The following is a 21,459-nucleotide window of genomic DNA, read 5'->3' as shown; positions in this document are numbered from 1 at the left end:
CCGCCCGCGCGACAAGTGAGAAAAAAATATTCCTGCCTGCCGCCGCAGCCGGTGACGATCACGGATTTACCAAAACGAGCCGGCGATCCGATCGGCAGCGGCAGCGCCGGTCTCGTAGGCGCCGTGCGCCGTCGAATAACGCGACGTCGAACAGGCTTCGCCGGCAAAGAAGATCCGCTCGTCATGCGGCGCGGCGAGACGGCCGCGTTGGTCGGAGGCGCCGGGCTCGGCGAAGGAATAGGAGCCGCCGATATGGGGTGCTGCGGCCCAGGCCGACATTGCGGCGACTGATAGCTCCTTGCGGATGTCCGCGCCAAAATGTGCCGCCAGTTCATCTCCAGCGAAGGAGAAGGCAGCCTCCCTGCCTTGCCCCTCCAGATCATGCGCAAGGTCGCCAGCGAAATAGGCCTCGACGACGGGAGCGCCGAACGGCCGGAGCTGATAGGTGCCGGTCGCGCCGCGACGGGTACAGCCGAGCATATGCGTATCCGCCGGCAGCGCCTCCTGATTTGCGAGCCTCAAGAACAGCTTGTCGGCAAGCCCGAGCGGTAATTGAGCCGCTGCCTCGATCTTCTCCGGCAAGGGCGGGTCGAAGGCGATCTTGCCGGCGGCAAGCACATTCGTCGACACGGTCACCAGCACCGCGCGGGCACTGAGCACACCCTGGTTCGTCTCGATGCCGATACGGCCGGCGTGACGATGGTCGATGCGCGTGACCTCGGTGCCGAGCCTGGCCCGAACCGGCTTGCCGTAAAGCGAGACCAGCGTTCCATAGCCTTCGCGCACCCGCCAGTCAGGGCCAGGGCCGGGATCGTATCTGTTGTAATCGACAACCGACGACCGCTCCAGTTCGGCGCCGGTGATATAGGTGCCGACCGCCCGGATCTGGCCGTTCCAGGGATTGCCGGGCTCGAGCATATCGGCCATGGCTGCGTCATTCCCCTCGTGGCTCTCGAGGCGCTCGAAATAGGCGCCGATCGCCTGGCCTGCGGCACGCGCCTCCGCATCCTCCCGCTGAAGCCGCCGTCCGCCATCGTTCCAGGGTGCCGGCGTGCGGTCGACCGTCAGTCCGACCTCGCCGGCGATTGCAGTCCAGGCATTGGTCCGCGCACCATGCAGCCAGCCGCAGCCGAGATCGAGCGCGATATCGGCGTCAGGCAGCCCGATCGTCCAGGCGCGCCCGCCGAGACGGTCGCCGGCTTCAAGCAGGAGGATGGAAAGACCCGGGCGGATTGCCTGCAGGCGGCGGGCGGCGGCAATGCCGGCGGCACCGGCGCCGATGATGACGACATCCTCGTCGGCACCTTTTTTGTCACCAGGCATGCATTCTCCTTCGGTCGCTCGCCGCCTATTTGCCTACTCGAGGGGCCCGGGATCTAACAGCTAAGCCCCCTATCCGTGGAACGCAAGGGACGGCCGGACGGCAGTTCCCGCCCGATCACGTTCGATTGGAAAATGTACCTGCAGCCTGTCTTGTATGAATATCTGCCTTAGCGGCGATCCGCCAGCGATCTGACAGACTGCTGCAATGTTGAGCCGCTTCATAGGTGGGATCAGAACATCGATGTGAAGGTCCAATGCCACGTTTCGATCGACGACGCTTTCTTCTCGCCTGGCTTCGCGCGCCGCTGCGCATCGCCTCGATCACGCCGTCAGGTCCCTGCCTTGCGGGCCTGATGACCAAGGAAATTTCTGCGCTCACCGGGCCGGTTCTCGAACTCGGCCCGGGCACCGGCGTTTTCACCGCAGCCCTTTTGGAACGCGGCATTGCCGAGCGCGATCTGACGCTGGTCGAATACGAGCGGGATTTCGCCACGCTGCTTCAAGGCCGCTTTCCCGACGCCAGGGTGCTGCGGCTGGACGTCCGGCAGATCTGGAAGACGGCGCTTTCCGGAAGCTTCTTCGGCGGCGTCGTCAGCGGGCTTCCGCTTCTTGCCATGCGGCCCAACGATGTGCGGGCGCTGCTCGAGGGCTGCTTTTCCAATCTCAGGCCATACGGTGCCTTCTATCAGTTCACCTATGGGCCGAAATGCCCGGTGCCCGTCGAAATCCTCGACTCCCTCGGCCTTGTCTCCACGAGGATAGGCTGGACGTTGCGCAATCTCCCGCCGGCCGCCGTCTACCGGATCAGCCGCAGGTACCAGCCAATGATATTGATCGAGCAACGCCGCGCATGATGACGGATACGATCCTTTGCTACGAAGCGGCAATCCGGCGTTCGATGCGCAACAGGCATCGCAGACTTGCTCGAGGGTGATATGGTTTCAACCTTGGACCCCGATAGTGGCCTCCGATAGGCCCCACGACAGGAATGTGAGATGCGCATATTACTGATCGAGGATGAACCTCAAATGGCCGTGGCGCTCCGGGGGGCGCTCACCAGGCACGACATGGTGATGGATCACGTTTCGACCCTGTGCGACGCCGAGCTGGTGATCGGCGACGGCGCCTACGACGCCGTCCTTCTGGATCGGCAACTGCCCGACGGCGATGGCCTCGAACTCATTCCGAAGATCCGCAAGAAGGGGCTGACGCTGCCGATCATCGTCATCACCGCCAAGGGAGAGGTTCCAGACAGGATCACCGGCCTTGAGACCGGCGCCGACGATTACCTTGCCAAGCCCTTCGTCTTCGACGAACTTCTGGCGCGGCTGCGCGCCGTGATGCGCCGCTCCGAAACCTTGCGCCCGGCGCTGATCTCGATCGGCCGTCTTTCGTTCGATCCGACCTATTGCGACATCATCGTTTCCGGCCTGCGTCTGGAAATGCCGCGCCGGGAGGCGCTGGTGCTCGAATGCCTCATGCGCCGTGCCGGTCGCATGGTACCGCGACCGGCCTTGATGGAAGCGGTCTTCGGCTTCGACGACGAGATCCAGTCGAACGCGCTCGATTCCCACATATCGCGGTTGCGGCGCAAGCTGGCAGCGTCGCAAGCAGGCGTTGTCATCAACGTTATCCGGGGCGTGGGTTATCTCCTGCGTGAAGCATCATGAGCAAACGATGCTCCTATTCGCTGCGCAAGCGCCTGTTCTGGCGGCTTCTTGCCGTGCAATCGGTCGTGCTCATCCTGGTGATGATCGTGCTGATTTCAGTTGGCAAGATATCCGAATTCAGGTCGACGGAGGGCACGATCGAGATCCTGCGCCAGGCCGTCCTCCGCCAGCCTACCGGAGAGTTGAGCCTAAGGGAGACCGAGGATTTGCGGCAGCTGCGCAAAGACGCGCCCGATCTCTGGTACACCATACGCGACATGCAGGGACATGTTTTGACCGAGGGCCGAATCCCGGAAGAATATGCCGCAATCGGCAACACGCTCGATCATGTCGGCCAGGCCAAGTTCGGCTCGAATCTCGGCGACCACGACCGTCCGGCTGCCCGGATGAAGTGGATTGCGATGGATTGGGGACAGGTGCAGTTTCTGACAGGCACCGACGGCCCCAACTCGTCCACCTTCATCCTGCTCAAGCTTTCGCTGGTCCTTGCGAAAATTGTTATTCCAATCGTCGCAGTGATGGCGTTGGGTGCGTTGATCGCGACGCCGCTCGTCGTGCGAAGGTCGCTGGTCGGGATCGACCAGGCCGCGCTCCAGGCCGATACGATCGATATCGACCAGCGTGGCGGCCGGCTGTCGGAAAACGATATTCCCGAAGAGATCGCGCCGCTGGTGCACGCCGTCAACCGCGCGCTCGGCCGTCTCGACGAGGGTTATGAGCGGCAGGAACGGTTTCTGACCGATGCCGCCCATGAGCTGCGCACGCCGATCGCGATTCTGAATACGAGAATTGGATCCCTGCCGCACAGTTCGATCAAGACCGACCTCTTGGAAGATGCCGCAAGGCTCGCGGTCCTCACCGAGCAGATGCTCGATCTTCAGCGACTGAAACAGGGCAAGGTCCAGTTCACCAAGGTCGATCTCGGCCAGCTGGCGAGGAAGGTCATCATCGAGATGGCGCCGCTGGCCTTTGCCGCCGGTTATACGGTGCAGTTCGATGTCGACGGCGCCGGCGAGATCGAGGGCGATCCTCTGGCGCTGCAACGCGCCCTGATGAACATCCTGCAGAACGCGATCAACCACGGCGGCAGGAAAGGTACCATCTCGCTGACGTCAGGCTGCAACTGGATCGAGGTCAGCGACGAAGGACCGGGCATCCCCGCCGATGTCCGGGATCGGATATTCGAGCCTTTCTTCAAGCGCCATCACGACGGACGCGGCGCCGGCCTCGGCCTCAATCTCGTTCGTGACATCCTGCGTTTGCACGGTGGCGAGGTGACGATCGACAACCGCAATCCCGGCGCGGTCTGCCGGCTGACCTTCCCGTTGGAGAGGGCAGCAGGTGGGGATACTCCACGGCGGCTGGCGCGAGTGATGGATTCAATCGCGTCTCCGTGACATATAGATTCGATGAGCGTGCACAGAGATTCGCAACTCGACATGTTTGCCAAGGCATCGCCTACGATAGCCAAGGCGCGCAGTCCATCGCGCCGGCCGCCGTCGCGGCCGGTCGGCTCTTCCCAAGAAGATATGGCGCGGAGGCTGGAAGAGAGCGGCAACTACCGCATCTTGAGAAAACTGGCCGCCCGGCCGGTCGCGTCAGTCAGACAGCCGGGGTTTTCGCGGCTCGGCGTCATTCTCGATACGGAGACCACAGGTCTCAACCACCGCAGCGACGAGATCATCGAAATCGGCGCCGTAGCCTTTACCTTTGACGATGATGGCGCGATCGGCGATATCGTCGGCATTTACGGCGGCCTGCAACAGCCGTCCCGGCCGATCCCGCCGGAGATCACCCGGCTGACGGGCATCACCGATGCGATGGTCGAAGGACAGCTCATCGATATCCAATCGCTGCGCAGTCTGATCGAGCCGGCGGATCTGATCATTGCCCACAATGCCGGTTTCGACCGGCCGTTCTGCGAGGCCTTTTCCAAGATTTTCAGCGGCAAAGCCTGGGCATGCTCCGTTTCGGAGGTCGATTGGAGCGCCCGCGGCTTCGAGGGTACGAAACTCGGGTACCTCGTCGGTCAGGCCGGATATTTTCACGAAGGCCATCGCGCCGTGGACGACTGCCACGCGCTCCTGGAAATCCTCGATCGAGAGCAGCGCGACGGTGAAAGCCCGTTCACCGAGCTTTACCGCGCCAGCCAGCGCTCGCGCATCCGTATCTTTGCCGAACACAGCCCGTTCGAGATGAAGGATCATCTGAAGGCGAGGGGTTATCGCTGGTCGGACGGCAGCGACGGCCGCCTGAAGTCCTGGTGGATCGAAGTCGGCGAGGAGGATCTCGACGACGAACTCTCCTATCTGCGATCGGATATTTACCGATGGGCCGAGGCGGAGCCGCCGATCGTGCGGCTGACGGCCTTCGATCGTTTCAAATCCTGATTGGCTACTAGATACGGCGACCCATGCAGGCGCCGCATAGGTGCAGTGATGCATTGGCGCTGCAATAATCAGATGTCCCATACTATATACATCTCATCGAAGCGAACGAAGCGCCAAGGACTGGCAGCTAAGCTTCGAAAGCCCACGAAAGGGGATCATCATGAACGTAGCACGCTCTTTCAATAACTGGCGCAAGTACCGTCAGACGGTCGCTGAACTGGGTCGTATGTCCGCACGCGAACTGGACGACCTCGGCATCGGCCGCAGCGAAATCCGCAACGTCGCCCGCGCAGCCATCGCCCGCTAACGGCAGCTTAGACCAAGCATCTTCGAGACTTGCCCAGCGCCTGCTTCCTCCCGAGCGGGCGCTTTGCTTTTGTGCTTCCGGCAAATGGATCCAGGGTGATTAAGCTTCCCGCTTTTCGCATAACGCATAGCTGCCCTGCAAAGAAATGCCTACCAACTGAGCAAGAAATAAGTATGATTATTTCTATCGAAGCGATGCACCTCCTCCCGCGTCCCTTCGATGTACAGGCGTCCCATCCTCCTCCCAGGGCCGTCTGTGGAATGACAGCACTCCTCCTCCCAGCTGTCGTTCGGTTTTTTTCGAAAGCCTGCCGCACCTCCTCCCGCGGCAGGCTTTTTCGTTTTGGCCCCAGAAAATGCCGGACCGCGCCGAAGCGTCCGCTTGCGATCATCGCTTGATGATGGCGTCATCATCTCCGGAAACTCTCCTATCTATTCCCGAATTCGCTTCGTGCTCTTGCGGGCCTTTACGGCTCCTCAAGCGCGCACGGACAAACATGTTGACTCCAAACTTGTCGTACAACTATGTAACCGGATGGATACCGCCGCAGCGGAACAGGCCGGGCAAGACCGGCTCCCGCAATAGCGACGACCCGTAGCGACAATGAAGCGGAAGGAAAATTGACATGCAGATCGACGTGAGGCACGCCTCCCATCCCGAGGCCGTGCGTGATTTCGACACGGAGACGCTGCGGCGTCATTTTCTGGTGGAAACCGTCTTCGCGAGCGGCGAGATCCGGCTCACATATTCGCATTACGACCGGATGGTCATCGGCGGCGCGACGCCGCTCGGCCCGGGGCTGACGCTGACGGCGCCGACGGCGATCGGACAGGAAACCTTCCTTGCCGAGCGTGAACTCGGCGCCCTGAACATCGGCGGCGCCGGCCGCATCATTGTCGACGGCACGAACTACGATCTTGCCAAATATGATTGCCTCTATGCCGGCAAGGGCGCCAAGGACATCCGGTTCGAGAGCGCGGATGCGGCCAATCCGGCAAAGTTCTATCTGGTCTCGACGCCGGCGCATCAAACGCACCCGACCGTATTGCTCACCCGCGAAAAGGCCCGTCACCTGACGCCGGGCGAAGCCGCGACGGCCAACAAGCGGTCGATCTACCAGTTCATCCATCCGGATGTCTGCCAGTCCTGCCAACTCACGCTCGGCTTCACCATGATCGAGCCGGGCAGCGTCTGGAACACAATGCCTGCCCATACGCATGACCGCCGCATGGAAGCCTATCTCTATTTCGATCTCGAAGCCGAGCAGCGCGTCTTCCACTTCATGGGCGAGCCGCAGCAGACCCGGCATATGCTTGTCGCCAACGAACAAGCGGTCATCTCGCCGCCCTGGTCGATCCATTCGGGCGCCGGCACCAAGAATTACAGCTTCATCTGGGCGATGGCCGGCGACAATAAGAGCTTCACCGACATGGACCATATCGCCATTGCGGATCTGAGGTGAGCACCGTGGCAAATCCCTTCGACCTTTCCGGCCGAACTGCCGTCGTCACCGGCGCCAATACCGGTATCGGCCAGGCGATCGCGGCCGCACTCGCTGAGGCCGGTGCATCGATCGTCGGTGTCGGGCGTTCCTCGATGGATGAAACCGAGGCGCTGGTGAAGGAGGCGGGCAGCCGCTTCCATGTCGTCAAGGCCGATCTCGCCAGCATCGAACCGGTCAAGGGGATCGTCACTGAGACCATCCAGACCTTCGGCGGCCTCGACATCCTCGTCAACAATGCCGGCATCATCCGCCGCGCCGATGCGCTCGACTTCACCGAGGAAGACTGGGACGCGGTGATCGACGTCAATCTGAAGACCGCCTTCTTCCTGTCGCAGGCGGCCGGCCGCCATATGGTCGACAAGGGCAGGGGCAAGATCATCAACATCGCCTCGCTGCTCTCCTTCCAGGGCGGCATCCGCATTCCGTCTTATACCGCCTCGAAAAGTGGCCTCGCCGGACTGACCAAGCTGCTGGCCTGCGAATGGGCCGGCAAGGGCGTCAACGTCAACGCCATCGCCCCCGGCTATTTCGTCACCAACAACACGACGGCGCTGCGTGAGGATCCGGACCGCAACGCCGCCATCCTCGCCCGCATCCCGGCCGGGCGCTGGGGAACGCCGTCCGAACTCGGCGGTGCCGCCGTCTTCCTGGCATCGTCGGCGTCCGACTACGTGCACGGAACGGTGCTGCCCGTCGATGGCGGTTGGCTGGCGCGCTGATCGGTTTCGGCGCAGCCGCCCCGACACCAGGATCGAAACAGGATGACGGACAAGGACAACGCGGTCTTCAACACCTTTCAGCAGGCGCCGAACCTGCGCAGCAATCTTGCCGACATGTTGACGGCGCGAATCGAGTCCGGCGACCTGAAGCCCGGCCAGCGCCTGCCGACCGAACAGGCGATCATGGCGACGACCGGCGTCAGCCGGACGATCGTGCGCGAGGCGCTCGCCGCCCTGCGTGCGAAGGGTTTGATCACCACCCGCCAGGGACTGGGAGCGTTCGTCTCCAACGATCCGACGCCAAGATCCTTCTCCATCATTCCGAACGACCTTCAGTCGATCGACGAGGTCCTGCGTGTGCTGGAGCTGCGCATGGGGGTCGAATATGAAGCTGCCGGTCTTGCCGCCCTGCGGCGCACGCAGGAGGATATCGACCGCATGCAGGACCGTCTCGACGCCCTCGACAAGGCGCTCGAGGAGGGCGGATATGGCGCGCAAGAGGATTACGCGTTCCACAGATCCATTCTGGTCGCGACACAAAACTCCTATTACGGCCGCCTCTTCGACACGTTCGGCAACATCATGGTGCCGCGGCAATGGGCGCGCTTGGACAAGATGACTTCAGCCGAGCGCAAGCGCCATGCGGCGCGCATGCGCCGGGAGCACCATGCCATATTCACGGCGATCCGCGACGGCGAAGAAGCAGCTGCCCGCCGCGCCATCCGAACCCACCTGTCGAAGAGCGCCGCGCGCTTCGAAGAGCTGCGCGACGCCACTGCATAGACAGCGCCTCGTCCTGAACTGTTACGCCTCAGATTTCGGCGTCATCAGCCGCCGCCAGGCGGCGTGATCCGTCTGCAGATCGACGGAAGCGTGAACCTCCGGCAGAAGCGGTTTGCGTTTGCGCCGGCCGAAGCGCCGTTTGAAGCCGAGGATATTTTCGACGAAGCTCCTGGTGTAGAGCCCGGGGCCGCTTGAATAGATGCGCCATCCGCCGTCGACCGCGATCTCTCCCGCCTTGACGCGCTCCCATTCGGCCGCTGCCTGATAACGATCATGGAAAGCCGCGTCGCTGCTGCTGAAATAGGTGTTGCGCTGGCGCAGCGATGCATGCGGCAGCGCCGTGGTGACAGAAATCGGATTGACGACGGCGATCGCCTGCCAGAGTTCGTCCGCCTCGGCATCGAGTGCCAGCGTTTCGCAGTAGCGCAGATGCGCATGCACATACATCAGCCCGATCTCGCGGCCGAAGAAGGAGGAGGATTCGGCGCGGCGAAACAGCGTCTCAGGCCCGCCGGCATAGGTCGCCGGTCTTTCCATCAGCCGCACGCCGTCGGGAAAAAGCAGATGCTCTTTAATCAGCTTCATATGATCGCGTCTTTGCGCCGGCGTGAAGAGGCCGCCGAGCATTGCCTGCGTCATCGAGATCAGCGAGAAATGCAGGCCGGTGCGCCGGTCGCTCGGATGCAGCAGCAATTCGACGCCGTCATGGCTGGGATCGAAGATGCCATAGCCGGCAACGACGCCGTCGCGCACGAGATGGCGGTTGAAATCCCGGCGTATCGCCGTTGCGATCTTCCTCAAACCCTTGGCCTTGTCGCCGTGGCCGAGGCGGCGCAAGATCGCCGAATAACGGACGATCTGCTCATAGAGCAGGGCAACGGTCCAACTGCTGACCATCCAGTCGCGCAGATGCGGATCGGCCGGCTGCAGGGAATCGTTCCAGTCTCCCTCGCCATAGCGGATCAGATGCGTACCCGGGATGAAAGCTTCACGAACGGTATCAAGCAGCTTCTCGACATGGAACGCAATGGTGTCGAACTCCGGCGCCCGGGCCATCGTCTTTTCGTCGCGCCAGGAGACCTTCTCGTCGAGGATGGCGAGATCGCTGGTCGCTTCGATATAGTCGCAGAGCGCCTTCAGCGGCCAAACGACGATGTCGCCGTGACTATCGCCCGCCCGGATGTTGGCATAGGGCTCCAGCATGAACCATTGCGGCCAGTCGCCCTTTTCCAGGTATTGTTCGCCGAAGACGGTTTTCAGCACTTCCTTGGCTTCCCGGTCATGCTCATAGGCGAGCAGGAATTCGATCGGGCCTTGGCAGGCGTCGCGTGTACCCCAGGCCGCACCGGTATATTGCTCGAGACCGTGCGGTACGCTCAGATGCACAATGGCATCATGCGCGAGCCAGGGCAGCAGCGTCGTCTGCGCGGCAAGGTCCGGCGACGTGCTGCCGATCGTCAGGCCGCGCACGGTGTTCCGCCAGAATTTCGATGCAGGTGCAAGCATGGCTTCATCGGTGACGCCGGCCTCATAACGTTGCGCCAGGCGCTCGGCTTCCGCCGCATCGGTCATCGAGCCGACGACGGCGAAGCAGATCGCCTGCGTCGGCCTGGATCTAAGCGCCACGAAGGGGCCGTTGCGCGCAATCCCATCATTGTAGAGCAATTCGTCGCCGCCGATCTCCTCGATCGCATCGGGCGTCGAACTCACCAGCCAATAGCCGGCATCGGGATAACGCTCGCCCCAGAGCCAGGCCGGGTCCGGCCGGAAAAGGATGCGTTTGCCTGACGTATCGAATTCGATCTGCCCGCTCGCATCATATTCGCGCTCCCCGAGCACGACATGGCCGAACACCAGGAAGCGGCACGGCTCGCCCTTGACGGAGACGGTCCACCGCATCGCTGCATCCTCGCCGGAGGCGACCGCCGACACGATGATCGTGCGTTCGGGGAGGCGATAGATCCAGCGGCAATCGCTGAGCCCCATTTCGAAAGCCGACGGCACCGCCAGAAGCTGCCAGCCGGCGCCGATATCCGCCATGATGCGCAGCCCGCTGGCGCGGGTCAGATTGTAGGGGTCTCGGGAGACGGAAAAGAGCTTGTGAAAGGACGTGTTGCCGATCGTCAGTTGGGCCGCGAAAATGCCCTGCATCCAGCAGGTCGCGGCAAGCGTCGCATCATCGAGCAGCATATTCTCACCGCCTCTGACGATCGCACCGTGACGGCGCGCCACCATGAGTTCCTTGTCGCGCAGGACCACATGGCGGTTCAAAACGCCGTCCGGCACGAAAAACGAAAGAAGTTTTCCGTCGACGCGCTCTTCCAGGCTCCGCTCCGGATAGAGCTTGCCGATCGCCTTCTTGTCCAGCGCCTCGGCCTTCAGCAGGGCCGCATCCTGCAGCAGGCTGCGGACCGGCGTGGCCTCCTCGATATCGGCGGTCGCACTGTCTGTCGCCGCGAATTCGTCAAGCCGTGAAAGGTCGGCATCGCTCGACGCCTCGGGATGATCGGCAGCGAATACGGCAAAGAAGGTCACGGTCGCACCGCTTGCCGGCACGGAGAGCGATTTCGACTGGATGGCAGGACATGCCGTCTCCTGCTGGCGCCGTTTGCTCGGCAGGCTGGTGCCGAAGGGGCCGACCAGCCGGTCGTCCAGGCGGTCACTCGCCTGCACCAGCTGGATCGCATCGGTGGCATAGGCAGCCGCCCCCTCGAGGCAGCCCTGCACGAGCCAGGGGTTGCGGGCGCCCGACTGCTTGAGATTTTGCCGGTTCATCACGACAGGGCCGAATGTCTGGTGACCGGCGATATGATGATCGACATATTGCGATGCATAGGCTTCGCTGTTCATCAGGAAACCGCGATCGCCGAGACCGACGTCCTGGATCAGCACCAGATCGACCGGCAGCGCGCCATCCTTCAGATGCCGGATAGAGGCACGCCAGAACCAGGCCGTTTCGGTGGGATGAAGCTCGAGGCGGACGTTGTAGCCGATATCGCCCGTTTTGCCGCTCCAGGAGAGGCTCGTCGCATCGTGCCCGAAGCTGCCATTAGCGCGTGGCCCGACGAGCTCCACCACCTCGGGCGCGGCCCCGCCGATGCGCAGATAAAGGCGACCGACGCCGCCGGCGAGCGGCGAGCCCTGTATCTGGTTGATCTGCACCGATCCCTTGTCGTCGTTATATTCGATGGCAAACAGCGTGCCGTTCGGCAGGACCGATATCGACAGGCCGGAACCGTTGCTGATCGCAAAGAGGCCAAGCTCGTCGCGTCGGGGCATTTGAAAACTGCGCGTAAGGTCCGTGGCCATTGAGATCTCGTCGATTGGCTTCAGAAGGGAACTGGAGGATGACGCAAAATGGTTGAGGGAAATCTTACCACTATCGCCGGTTCTCGATTAGGTCCTTGAAAGACAGGCCAGCCGATATCACTTGATGTTTCAATTCGAAAGTTGCACCGAGAGGTCATTGCCAAGGCGTCAAAGGAACTGAGGTCGACGGTGACGATGATGCCGTCAGGTTGCTCAATGGCGCCATAAGGCGGGAACGGAGTTCCCTATCATTTAAGTTCAAGGCAAACTGGGACGGCAAAGCGCTGATTCCGTCTGTGTGTGCTTCTTGACGCAACTCGCAACTCCCATTCAACGAGGTGACTATTGACGCAGTTCTTCGAAACCACCCAAGGGATCATGGCAATGGGAGCGCTCATCGGCGCTGGCGGTTTAGCCGCTGGCTCCTTGCTTCCCATCGCCATCCGGCTTGCGAAGTCTGGGATCAACCGGCGCCCGAAAGCCGAGGTTAGAAACCTAGCGATGCTGACGGTGCTGGCCCTGGACGATTTTGTCGGCGCCAGCTATGCGGCCGTTCACGACATGCCCGAATTCAATCCTATGGATGAAGGCGAATTCGCGTTTCACGTTCGCGATCCAACCCTTGCACTTCCGCAGGACGCAAACTGGGGCCTTTTCAATACCGAGCTTTCAGAGGAAATTTTGTGGCTGTCGAACCGGGTGAAGACCCTTTCTTATGCGTTGGATAGTCTCGACCTTTCCAGGCCCGGATACGATGGCTTCTTCGAGCGACGCCAAGAAGGTTATGCTGGTCTGGCGGCTGAAGCGATGGACATTATTGAGCGTATGCTTGAAGAGTTTGACCTCACCCTGCCTGCCAAGCCGGAATATTATCGCCAGCGGGAAGGTTTCGTTTCAGCTGTCCAAAAGGCTGGAGAAAACAACTCGCGGCGCTCAAAGGCGCGCGCTCTCGCGCACCCGGGTGGGTCAAATGTGCTGCAACTGTTCCCAAAGGCGAACGACGACGCCGAGTAAAATCAAACGAAATCGTCGAACCTGAGCAAAGGCGTCGCGTCCTCACGTATGGCCTCTCCACGATTGGATGGCTCGTTTCTCTGTGGCCTAGTCCGGCGCCAGATCGACGCCTTCTAAAGAGTTCAAGATCCAGGTCGCGGTAGCAGCGTTCAAGATGCTATCGGACTACTTCGGCTGGATGATCCGCTGTTGCATAGCTGCATTGCACAAAAAATGTTTTCCAACCGATCAAAAAAGGGGCATGGTGATTACAGCTGATGCAACACGACGGCTTTCCTCCCAGTTCCGTCGTTTCAGCTGTTCCCCTCTGGAGGTTTATACCTTCACAATTAATGGGCCACGGTTCTCCGTCGGCCCTCTTTTTTGTCCGCGAAGATCACGCGTTGCTGCCGCCGGGTTTGATCGACCGGCATCCAATCCCCAGGCGCTGGCCTCGGTCCTATAACCGCAATTCAGTCGTTAAATAGAATTGTTTGAGATCGGAGTGAATATGCGAGCTACGTCGCGACATGATAGCTTTAAGATGTCGACAATCGTTTGCAAGCTGTCGCACCGTGTCCGAGTGATATCTGGACTTTTACGGCACCGGGCCGAAATAGCTAAATATGTTGATTGAGAGTAGATCCTAGCTTTTGCCAGGCCCGGAGCGTGGCAAAAGCTGGGATCGGATGGATATTGCGGCATTCCAGGCGTTCGCTTGCGATCGGGATGCAGACGTCCGCTTCAGCGCGGAGACGGAACTTCGCCGCCGTGGCAACGCGGACGTAAAAGTGGCTGACGAAGCCGAGTAGGGAACACTACTTTAGGAGTTCTTCGGCTCCGGCAGGGGAAGGGACACAGCGGTGAGGGTTTGATGGCAGAACGAATGTCTGAACGCGCCAAAGGTGACATCGACGCGATTTTGGAACGGCTCTATCGGGTTTCCCCGGAGCTGGATAGAATTGCCGCCGATTGCGAGAAAGCTTTGCGGCTCAATGCTGAAGCAAGAGGCGATTACATTTCGCCACGAACCATGCAGGCGTTTGCCGAAATGCGCGATGCCGTAAGCGCGCTGTACCGCTCGGCGCAGAATGCGATGAAGGAAGCCGATAGGTTCTTTAAGCCGAAGTCATAGGTTAGATTTCGCTACAAATGGCCTGTCGCATGAACCGTCAGGCCCATGGCGGTCGCATCGCCAATGTTCGTTTGTGCATGAGCGAGATTTGCTGGCATCGCAGGAACGGCGCGATTGCCGCAAAAAGCAGTCCAAGCCTCTCACACACTTTCCTCCCAACCTTGGCAGCGGCCTCTCAGGCTTCGGCCTTAAGCTTCAGATCAGATGTACGAACGGATCACCTTGCAGAGTGTCATAAAACGCCCAGGTAAAGCTGGCAAATCGGCATCGCGGCTTGCGGCTGTGATCTTTTGGGCTGATGCGCTATGAGCGGACCACGGCAGCCGGGTATGGAAAACAAATGACCACAATCACAATCGACGATGCACTCAAACATGCGGGGGCAGGACGATATCAGCGACGGCTGATGGCCATCTTCGGCCTGGTCTGGGCAGCTGACGCCATGCAGGTCATCGCAGTGGGCTTCACAGCGGCTTCTATCGCCACGAGCTTCGAACTTACGGTGCCGCAGGCGCTTCAGACGGGCACGGTGTTTTTCCTTGGCATGTTTCTGGGCGCAATGGGATTTGGCAGGCTTGCCGATCGGATCGGCCGCCGCGGCGTTCTGATCGCGACTGTCTCCTGTGATGCGGTCTTTGGCACGCTGTCGATATTCGCGCCAGACTTCACCTTCCTCCTGTTCATGCGCTTCCTGACCGGAGCAGCGGTCGGCGGGACGTTGCCGGTGGACTATGCGATGATGGCCGAATTCCTACCGGCGAAGAACCGAGGCAGGTGGCTGGTGCTGCTGGAGGGTTTCTGGGCCGTCGGAACCCTGGTTGTCGCACTTGCAGCCTGGCTGCTCAGTCTGTGGAACGTGGCCGAAGCCTGGCGATTGATCTTTGCAGTAACAGCGGTCCCGGCGATTATCGGTTTCGGTCTGCGGTTTTTCGTGCCGGAATCGCCGCTCTATCTTCTGCGCAAGGGAAGGGGTGGAGATGCAAAGGCGATCATCGACCGGATGGCCCTGGTGAATGGCCGCAGTGCTCTGGGAGAAGAGGTTGACATCGCGCCTGCGGCACCGACCCGTAGTATCGGAATATTCTCCCACGCTCTGCGGCGTCGAACCCTTCTGATCCTGGCGGTTTGGTTTCTGGTGTCCATTTCTTACTATGGCGTCTTCACCTGGATACCTCCGAAACTTGCCGGGGACGGCTTTGGCTTCGTTCGAGGCTACGGTTTTCTTGTGCTGATCGCGCTTGCCCAGATTCCTGGATATGCGCTCGCTGCCTACGGTGTCGAAAAGTGGGGGCGGCGTCCAACGCTTGTGGCATTTTGCATCCTTTCCGCGATGGGATCCATATTGTTCGTCGTCGGCTCGTCCGCACTCTTGGTAGCGTCGTCACTGCTCATCATGAGCTTCGCGCTACTTGGTACGTGGGGTGCACTCTACGCCTATACGCCAGAGCTTTATCCTACTGCGTCTAGGGCAACAGGAATGGGTGCCGCCGGTGCTATGGCTCGGCTTGGAGGGCTGCTTGCGCCATCGTTGATCGGTCTTTTTGTGACTAAGGATTTCGGCCTGGTCATCGGGATTTTCGCTGCTTTGCTGCTGTTGGCAGGTGCTGCAGCCTATTTCATCGATGCCGAGACGCGCAGTGCTAAGCTAGCCTAGAAGCCGTTTGGCCGATGCGTTGGCTTCCATCTCAGGATCGCGGGGGGTAGACGTTGGCCGCCTGGCAAAAGGCACTGAAAGCAGGGCGCAGCCGGTCAGGACGGCAATCACCATCCAGGCTTCGTTGATTGCCCGGACGCTTGCCGCGGTCTGGACCAGCGGATCGAGCAGTGCCGTGGTATCCGCGTCGAAGCTGCCACTATGCCCCGATATGGTCTGAAGAGGTGCGCCGACGAATGTCGCAGCCTCGACGTCGCCGGCTTGAAGACGGGTCCAGAGGGCTTGTCCCAGCGGTTCCGACCGCGTGTAGATGATGGTGTCGATGAGAGCGATGCCGATAGCCCCGCCAAGATTGCGCATCAGGTTGAAAAGTCCGCTCGCGTCGGGAATGCGGTCTGGCGGCAGAGTGCCGAGAGCCAGCCGCGTCGGCGGCAGCAGGCAGAACATGATGGCAACGCCGCGCACGACCTGCGGCCAGAACATCGCGTCATAATCCGAACGAGGATCCTGAAACGCGCTCATCCCGACACCGATCGCAAACAGCGCGAAACCGGCCGCCGACAGCAGGCGCGCGTCCATCCGCTTCTCCAGCGCGACTGCGATCGGCGCCGTGATCAGCTGCGCTATGCCGGTGACCAGCATCGTCATGCCGATTTGGAGGGCGTCGTGTCCTCTGATGAAAGCGAGAAAGACCGGCATGAGATAGACCGAGCCGAAGAGGCCGATGCCGAGCACGAAGCTCAGAACCGATCCGACGAGAAAGTTTCGATCGCCGAAGTTGCCGAGATCGACGATCGGCCGGTTTCTGCGCAGCGTTCGCCAGATGAAGACAGCTCCGGATGCAAGGCAGACTGCCAGCAGACTTAAAACATAGGTCGAGATCCAGCCGCTCGTGGGCGCCTCTTTCAGGCTGAGTTCCAGGCTCGTCAGCGCGGTTGCCATCAGCAGAAGCGATAGGCCGTCGAGATGCCTGAGTTCGGACGGATCGGTCGCCTGCTTTGGCAAGGACCGTGTCGCCAGGGTTGCCGAGGCAATGCCTGGAAGGATGTTGATCAGGAACAGCCAGTGCCAGGAATAGGTCTGCGTCAACCATCCGCCGACGATCGGTCCGACCGTGGGCGCCAACACGGCGAGAACGCCGGCGATCGTCGTAGCAAGCGCCTGGCGCTCGTTCGGGAAGAGAATGAACACGGCTGAAAACACCGAGGGGATCAGGGTTCCGCCGGAAAAACCCTGAAGCACCCGCCAGGCGACCAGCTCGCCGAAGCTGCCGCTCATCGCACAACCGGCAGAGGCTGCGACGAACAGGCTGATGGCGGTAACGAACAGCCATCGCATCGTCAAAAGCCGGGTCAAAAAGCCGGTGAGCGGGATCGCGACCACTTCCGCGATGAGATAGGCAGTCTGTATCCAGCTCATCTGATCCGGATCGATATCCAGCGCCGACTGGATGGTCGGCAGCGATGTCGCCACCACCTGGACGTCGAGGATCGCCATGAACATGCCGACGCACATCGCCAGGAAGCCGAGCCAGACGATGGCGGGCGTTTCATCAGGACGGGCAGATTCAAGTCGTTCCGACATGCGATGATCCCGCGCGCTGCATTCTTCGCCCTCGGGTGCGAAGACTAAGGCCGATCGTGGTTGCGATCGAGACGACGGACAGCATGGCTCGGAAGTCCGCGATTTCGCCGATCACGACACCATAGTTCGGATGAGGACGGAAGCGATAGGGATGTGCCAACACAAACACGTCACCAACGACCAGCCGTCCCACGCCCGACTCGACGGAATCCGAGAGCGCCCCGACGAGGTCTTCCTGCAGTTCGGTGCGCGTCGCTGAGAGCCGCTGTAGAAATTTCCAATCGGCAATTGACGTGTTGGCGGGAAACTGACTATCAATCTTAAATCAATTTGATTGACTTCAAAAACAATGGGATTGCGGGAATGAGGTTGAGCAAGGATCACCCCGCCCATTTCCATCGGAGCCGGCTTTCCGGAAGCAAGCGCTTCGACCGGGCTTGGCCTACGAGATCGTCGACAGCATCACACCCTCGGCCTTCTACCAAGCTGGCGCTATGCCGATCCCCAATTCCGTTCCCGGTAGTACGCCGGAATACGCATGATCCGATCTTCAAAAGGAAAGAGTGACCATGTCCACATCGCGACCGAAAACCCTGCGGCTTGAAACCCTTTGGAATCCGCCTGCTGATGGTAAGGAATTTTCCTACGTCCTGCGCCTCAAGAACCTCGGCACCGAACCGCTTTCGAATTTTTCGCTGTGCGTGAGCGGCCCGGGTCGAGTCGATCCGGCCGGGCGCGTCGAAGGCGCCACGGTTTCGCAGCGGCTCTCGAATTTCACCGAATTCCAGCCGCCGGCCAATTTCGTTCTCGGCGCCGGCGAGACATGGACGATATCGGTCTACGCGCTGAGCTGGCAGTTCCGTCACTGGACGGACGGCGCGACGAGCGGCTATCTCGCGCTTTCCGACGGCAGCACGGTCGTGCTCACCATAGAGCCGACGCGATCTTCGGTCAGCAATGCGCCGCTGAAGCGTGGCGCCGAGATCTATCCGGTTCCCGTCAATGCACCCGTTCAAGTGTCGATCATCCCCTGGCCGAACCATGTGGCGGTCACTTCCCGCCGTCCGCTGCCGGCCGGTTTTGCGCCGCAGGCGCAGAGCGCTGAAGGGGAGGCGGGATCAAAAAGTTTCGCAGCGCTGGTCGAGCATCTCTTCGCCGTCGAAGGCATTGTGCGGAGCGAGGCGGAAGGCGCGGTTCCGGTTGCCCTGAAGGATGCCGCCGGGCTCGGGCCAGAGGCCTATCGGCTGAGCTTCGAGGGTGAGGCGATCACGATCGAGGCAAGCCGCCAGACCGGCTTCCTCTACGGCCTCGTCACACTCGGCCAGATCTGGCGCGGTGCAAGGCTGCATCCCGAGGTCTTCCAGTTTCCGGCATCCGGCGAGATCGTCGATGAACCGTCGATGGGCTGGCGCGGCCTGCATCTCGATGTCGCCCGCCAGTTCTACGCCGCCGCCGAGGTCAAGAAGCTGCTGGCAGTGCTTGCCTGGAACAAGCTCAACCGCTTCCACTGGCACCTTTCCGACGACGAAGCATGGCGCGTCGAGATCGCCGCCTATCCTGATTTGACGGCGGTCGGTGCCTGGCGCGGCCACGGCCTGGCCGTTCCGCCGCTGCTCGGTTCGAGCCCTGCCCGCACCGGCGGTTATTACACCAAGGCTGCCATCCGCGAGATCGTCGCCCATGCCAAGAGCTTCGGCGTGGAGATCGTGCCGGAGATCGATGTCCCCGGCCACTGCTACGCCATGCTGCAGGCGATACCGGAGCTGCGCGATCCGGCCGAGGTCGGCAGCTATTATTCGGTTCAGGGCTTCCCCGACAATTGCATCAATCCGGCCCGCGAGAAGACCTATGAGATCGTCGAGACGATCCTCTCCGAGCTCATCGAACTCTTTCCGTTCAAGATCATCCATCTCGGCGCCGACGAGGTTCCGCTTGGCGCATGGTCCGGTTCGCCGGAGGCGCTCGAGCGCCTGCGTAGCGTGGCGGGCGACGAGGTTGCCGATGCGCATGCCAAGCGGCTGAACGTCGTGACCAATACGCATGGCGCCGATGACATTCACGGCTCGGGTGCCGCCATCCTGCAGGCGGAGTTCCTGAGCCGCGTCCAGCGCTTCCTTGCTAGCAAGGGCTGCATCACCGGCGGCTGGGAAGAGGCGGCCCACGGCGATGTCATCGACAAATCGAAGAGCTATCTCTGCAGCTGGCGCAATGTCGAGGTCTCGGCCGAACTTGCCGAGCGCGGCTACGAAATCGTCGTCTGCCCCGGACAGGTCTATTACCTCGACATGGCGCTCAGGCCCGACTGGGACGAGCCCGGCGCCAGCTGGGCGGGGACTTCGGATGCCGAGAAGCTCTACAATTTCGATCCCATCGGCGGATGGACGGCGAGCCAGAAACAGAAACTCCTCGGCATCCAGGCCTGCATCTGGTCCGAGCCGATGACGGATCGTGCCGTTTTCGACCGCCTCGTCTTTCCGCGCCTTTCCGCACTTGCCGAAACGGGCTGGACGAAGCCGTCGTCCAAGTCGTGGGAGCGTTTCAGGGCGCTCGCAGGACTGATGCCGCTGCTCTACGGGCTGCAGCAGTCGTAGCGCCCGGATCGGGCCACGGGTTTTGATTTGAGGATCACCCTTGCCATCGCCGGAGGCGGTGATGGCAAGGGTACTGACATCGCTTTCACAGGGCGTTGTCAGCTGCCGCTGGCGGCTGACATTCGGGTGCGGCGATACGAATAGGACGTGTTCCAATCTCCGCGCCGGTCGCGCGGTCGATGGTGACGGGATCGATCTCTGTACCGGTCTCCACGTCGAAGAAGCAGGTGACTACACCGCCGCCGCGATGCTTGCGGCCCCAGGCGCCGATTGCAAACAGCACCGGCAGAAAGTCGCGGCCGGCTTCCGTCAGCACATATTCGTCGCGCGGCGGACGCTCGGAATAGCGACGCTTTTCCAGCAATCCTTCCTCGGTCAGCGATGACAGCCGCCCCGCCAGCATTGTCGGGACGATGCCGAGGCTTTTGCGAAATTCATCGAAGCGGGTCAGCCCCACATGGGCGTCGCGCATGATCAGCAAGCTCCACGCATCGCCGACGAGCGCCAGGCTGCGGGCGATCAGGCAGGGCTGTCCCGAAAGATTCTTCATGTCGATATCTTTTTAGTAGTGACTTGCTATCAATTTGATAGTAACAGAATGTGCATGAATGTTCCACGACAAAATGAAGGCAGACGTCGATGAGCAAAAGAGAATACGGCATTGCCCTGGTCACCGGGGCTTCCTCCGGCATCGGGCTGGTGACGGCGAAAGCCCTGCTACACGATGGTTACCGGGTGTTCGGCACCAGCCGAAAGCCGATGGCGGATACCGCCGACGGCATCACCATGCTGGTGTGCGACGTCATCGACGATCAATCGGTGCAGAGCGTCGTCGACGAGGTTCTGAAACGCACGGGACGGATCGATCTTCTCGTCAACAATGCCGGGATCGGCCTGCTCGGCGGCGCCGAGGAATCGACGACGGCGCAGGCCAAAGCCGTGTTCGACGTCAACGTCTTCGGCACGATGCGCATGACCAATGCAGTGCTGCCGGTGATGCGGCGGCAGCGTAGCGGCCGGATCGTCAACCTGAGCTCGATCCTTGGGCTGATCCCGGCGCCCTTCAACGCGCTCTACGCAGCGACCAAACACGCGATCGAAGGTTATTCGGAATCCCTCGACCATGAAGTGCGCACACAGGGCATCCGCGTCGTGCTCGTCGAACCGGGTGTCACCCGCACCTCCTTCGAGGAGAACATCACGCGCCCCGACCGGCCGCTTGCCGTCTATGATGCGGTGCGCGCCGACGCGGAAAAGCTGATGCGCGAGATCGTCTCAAAAGGCGATGCGCCCGAGGTGGTCGCCGCAACCGTCGTCCGGGCCGCCAATGCACCTTCGCCCAAGAGACGTTATACGGCCGGGAAAGCAGCAGGACAGGTGCGCTTCATCCGCCGCTTCCTGCCCGAGTCCTTCGTCGACAAGAGCCTCCGGAAATTCAACAAACTTCCCGATTGATCCTGCTTGCGGCATTGTCGGATCACACAAAACGAAAGTTCG

The 21,459-nt window shown here is 61.2% G+C and carries 17 protein-coding genes; 13 read left to right on the top strand and 4 right to left on the bottom strand.

The window, feature by feature from the left end; translation table 11 throughout:
- Positions 1–66 precede the first annotated feature (66 nt).
- Entirely contained in the window at positions 67–1,323 is a 1,257-nt protein-coding gene (locus OIU37_RS28080) for an NAD(P)/FAD-dependent oxidoreductase (protein ID WP_180696779.1), read from the bottom strand.
- Between the two features lie 254 nt (positions 1,324–1,577).
- On the opposite strand from OIU37_RS28080, the gene OIU37_RS28075 reads away from it, so the two are divergent.
- From OIU37_RS28075 to OIU37_RS28040, 8 genes are all read left to right on the top strand, one after another.
- Positions 1,578–2,177 carry a class I SAM-dependent methyltransferase gene (locus OIU37_RS28075; protein ID WP_180696778.1) on the top strand — a complete coding sequence of 200 codons (600 nt, stop codon included), beginning with the start codon at positions 1,578–1,580 and terminating at the stop codon, positions 2,175–2,177.
- A 141-nt stretch (positions 2,178–2,318) separates the two neighbouring features.
- Positions 2,319–2,993 carry a response regulator transcription factor gene (locus tag OIU37_RS28070; RefSeq protein ID WP_011655266.1) on the top strand — a complete coding sequence of 225 codons (675 nt, stop codon included), beginning with the start codon at positions 2,319–2,321 and terminating at the stop codon, positions 2,991–2,993.
- Positions 2,990–4,390: a HAMP domain-containing sensor histidine kinase gene (locus OIU37_RS28065; RefSeq protein ID WP_264259318.1), complete on the top strand. Its 1,401-nt coding sequence runs from the start codon at positions 2,990–2,992 to the stop codon at positions 4,388–4,390. The genes OIU37_RS28070 and OIU37_RS28065 overlap by 4 nt, the downstream gene beginning before the upstream one ends.
- Before the next feature lie 12 nt (positions 4,391–4,402).
- Positions 4,403–5,383: a 3'-5' exonuclease gene (locus tag OIU37_RS28060; protein ID WP_168315139.1), complete on the top strand. Its 981-nt coding sequence runs from the start codon at positions 4,403–4,405 to the stop codon at positions 5,381–5,383.
- Between the two features lie 160 nt (positions 5,384–5,543).
- Positions 5,544–5,690, top strand: a complete 147-nt coding sequence (locus OIU37_RS28055) for a DUF1127 domain-containing protein (protein ID WP_003548073.1) — start codon at positions 5,544–5,546, stop codon at positions 5,688–5,690.
- Positions 5,691–6,315: 625 nt separating this feature from the next.
- On the top strand, positions 6,316–7,152 hold the full coding sequence (kduI, locus tag OIU37_RS28050) for a 5-dehydro-4-deoxy-D-glucuronate isomerase (protein WP_171604882.1): 837 nt from the start codon (positions 6,316–6,318) through the stop codon (positions 7,150–7,152).
- Positions 7,149–7,913, top strand: coding sequence for a 2-dehydro-3-deoxy-D-gluconate 5-dehydrogenase KduD (gene kduD, locus OIU37_RS28045; protein ID WP_319004761.1), 765 nt, complete (start codon positions 7,149–7,151; stop codon positions 7,911–7,913). The genes kduI and kduD overlap by 4 nt, the downstream gene beginning before the upstream one ends.
- 42 nt (positions 7,914–7,955) lie before the next feature.
- Positions 7,956–8,696, top strand: a complete 741-nt coding sequence (locus tag OIU37_RS28040; protein ID WP_171604880.1) for a FadR/GntR family transcriptional regulator — start codon at positions 7,956–7,958, stop codon at positions 8,694–8,696.
- Between the two features lie 21 nt (positions 8,697–8,717).
- Here OIU37_RS28040 and OIU37_RS28035 read toward each other — a convergent pair whose 3' ends face one another.
- Positions 8,718–12,005 (bottom strand): cellobiose phosphorylase, encoded by a 3,288-nt coding sequence (locus tag OIU37_RS28035; protein ID WP_264259317.1) that lies wholly within the window; start codon positions 12,003–12,005, stop codon positions 8,718–8,720.
- Between the two features lie 345 nt (positions 12,006–12,350).
- On the opposite strand from OIU37_RS28035, the gene OIU37_RS28030 reads away from it, so the two are divergent.
- From OIU37_RS28030 to OIU37_RS28020, 3 genes are all read left to right on the top strand, one after another.
- The gene (locus tag OIU37_RS28030) at positions 12,351–13,019 is read left to right on the top strand and encodes a hypothetical protein (RefSeq protein ID WP_264259316.1); all 669 of its coding nucleotides are present in this window, start codon (positions 12,351–12,353) and stop codon (positions 13,017–13,019) included.
- Positions 13,020–13,872: 853 nt separating this feature from the next.
- Positions 13,873–14,133: a hypothetical protein gene (locus tag OIU37_RS28025; protein WP_264259315.1), complete on the top strand. Its 261-nt coding sequence runs from the start codon at positions 13,873–13,875 to the stop codon at positions 14,131–14,133.
- 340 nt (positions 14,134–14,473) lie between these two features.
- A complete protein-coding gene (locus OIU37_RS28020; protein WP_264259314.1) occupies positions 14,474–15,787 on the top strand; it encodes an MFS transporter in 1,314 nt (437 codons plus the stop codon).
- Here OIU37_RS28020 and OIU37_RS28015 read toward each other — a convergent pair.
- Positions 15,779–17,371, bottom strand: coding sequence for a DHA2 family efflux MFS transporter permease subunit (locus tag OIU37_RS28015; protein ID WP_264259313.1), 1,593 nt, complete (start codon positions 17,369–17,371; stop codon positions 15,779–15,781). The two genes, OIU37_RS28020 and OIU37_RS28015, sit on opposite strands and share 9 nt — an antisense overlap.
- Before the next feature lie 569 nt (positions 17,372–17,940).
- Between OIU37_RS28015 and OIU37_RS28010 the strand changes: the two genes are divergently transcribed.
- Positions 17,941–19,962 carry a beta-N-acetylhexosaminidase gene (locus OIU37_RS28010; RefSeq protein ID WP_264259312.1) on the top strand — a complete coding sequence of 674 codons (2,022 nt, stop codon included), beginning with the start codon at positions 17,941–17,943 and terminating at the stop codon, positions 19,960–19,962.
- 85 nt (positions 19,963–20,047) lie between these two features.
- Here the strand turns inward: OIU37_RS28010 and OIU37_RS28005 are convergent, their stop codons facing one another.
- Positions 20,048–20,512, bottom strand: coding sequence for a helix-turn-helix domain-containing protein (locus tag OIU37_RS28005; RefSeq protein ID WP_264259311.1), 465 nt, complete (start codon positions 20,510–20,512; stop codon positions 20,048–20,050).
- A gap of 89 nt (positions 20,513–20,601) precedes the next feature.
- Between OIU37_RS28005 and OIU37_RS28000 the strand changes: the two genes are divergently transcribed.
- Positions 20,602–21,417 carry an oxidoreductase gene (locus OIU37_RS28000; protein ID WP_182208331.1) on the top strand — a complete coding sequence of 272 codons (816 nt, stop codon included), beginning with the start codon at positions 20,602–20,604 and terminating at the stop codon, positions 21,415–21,417.
- Positions 21,418–21,459: the final 42 nt, after the last annotated feature.

It is taken from the genome of Rhizobium sp. BT-226 (genome assembly GCF_025847085.2).
Classification (GTDB): Bacteria; Pseudomonadota; Alphaproteobacteria; order Rhizobiales; family Rhizobiaceae; genus Rhizobium; species Rhizobium sophorae.
The sequence above is the reverse complement of the archived record's forward strand: the minus strand, read 5'-3'. Positions and strand labels throughout refer to the sequence as shown.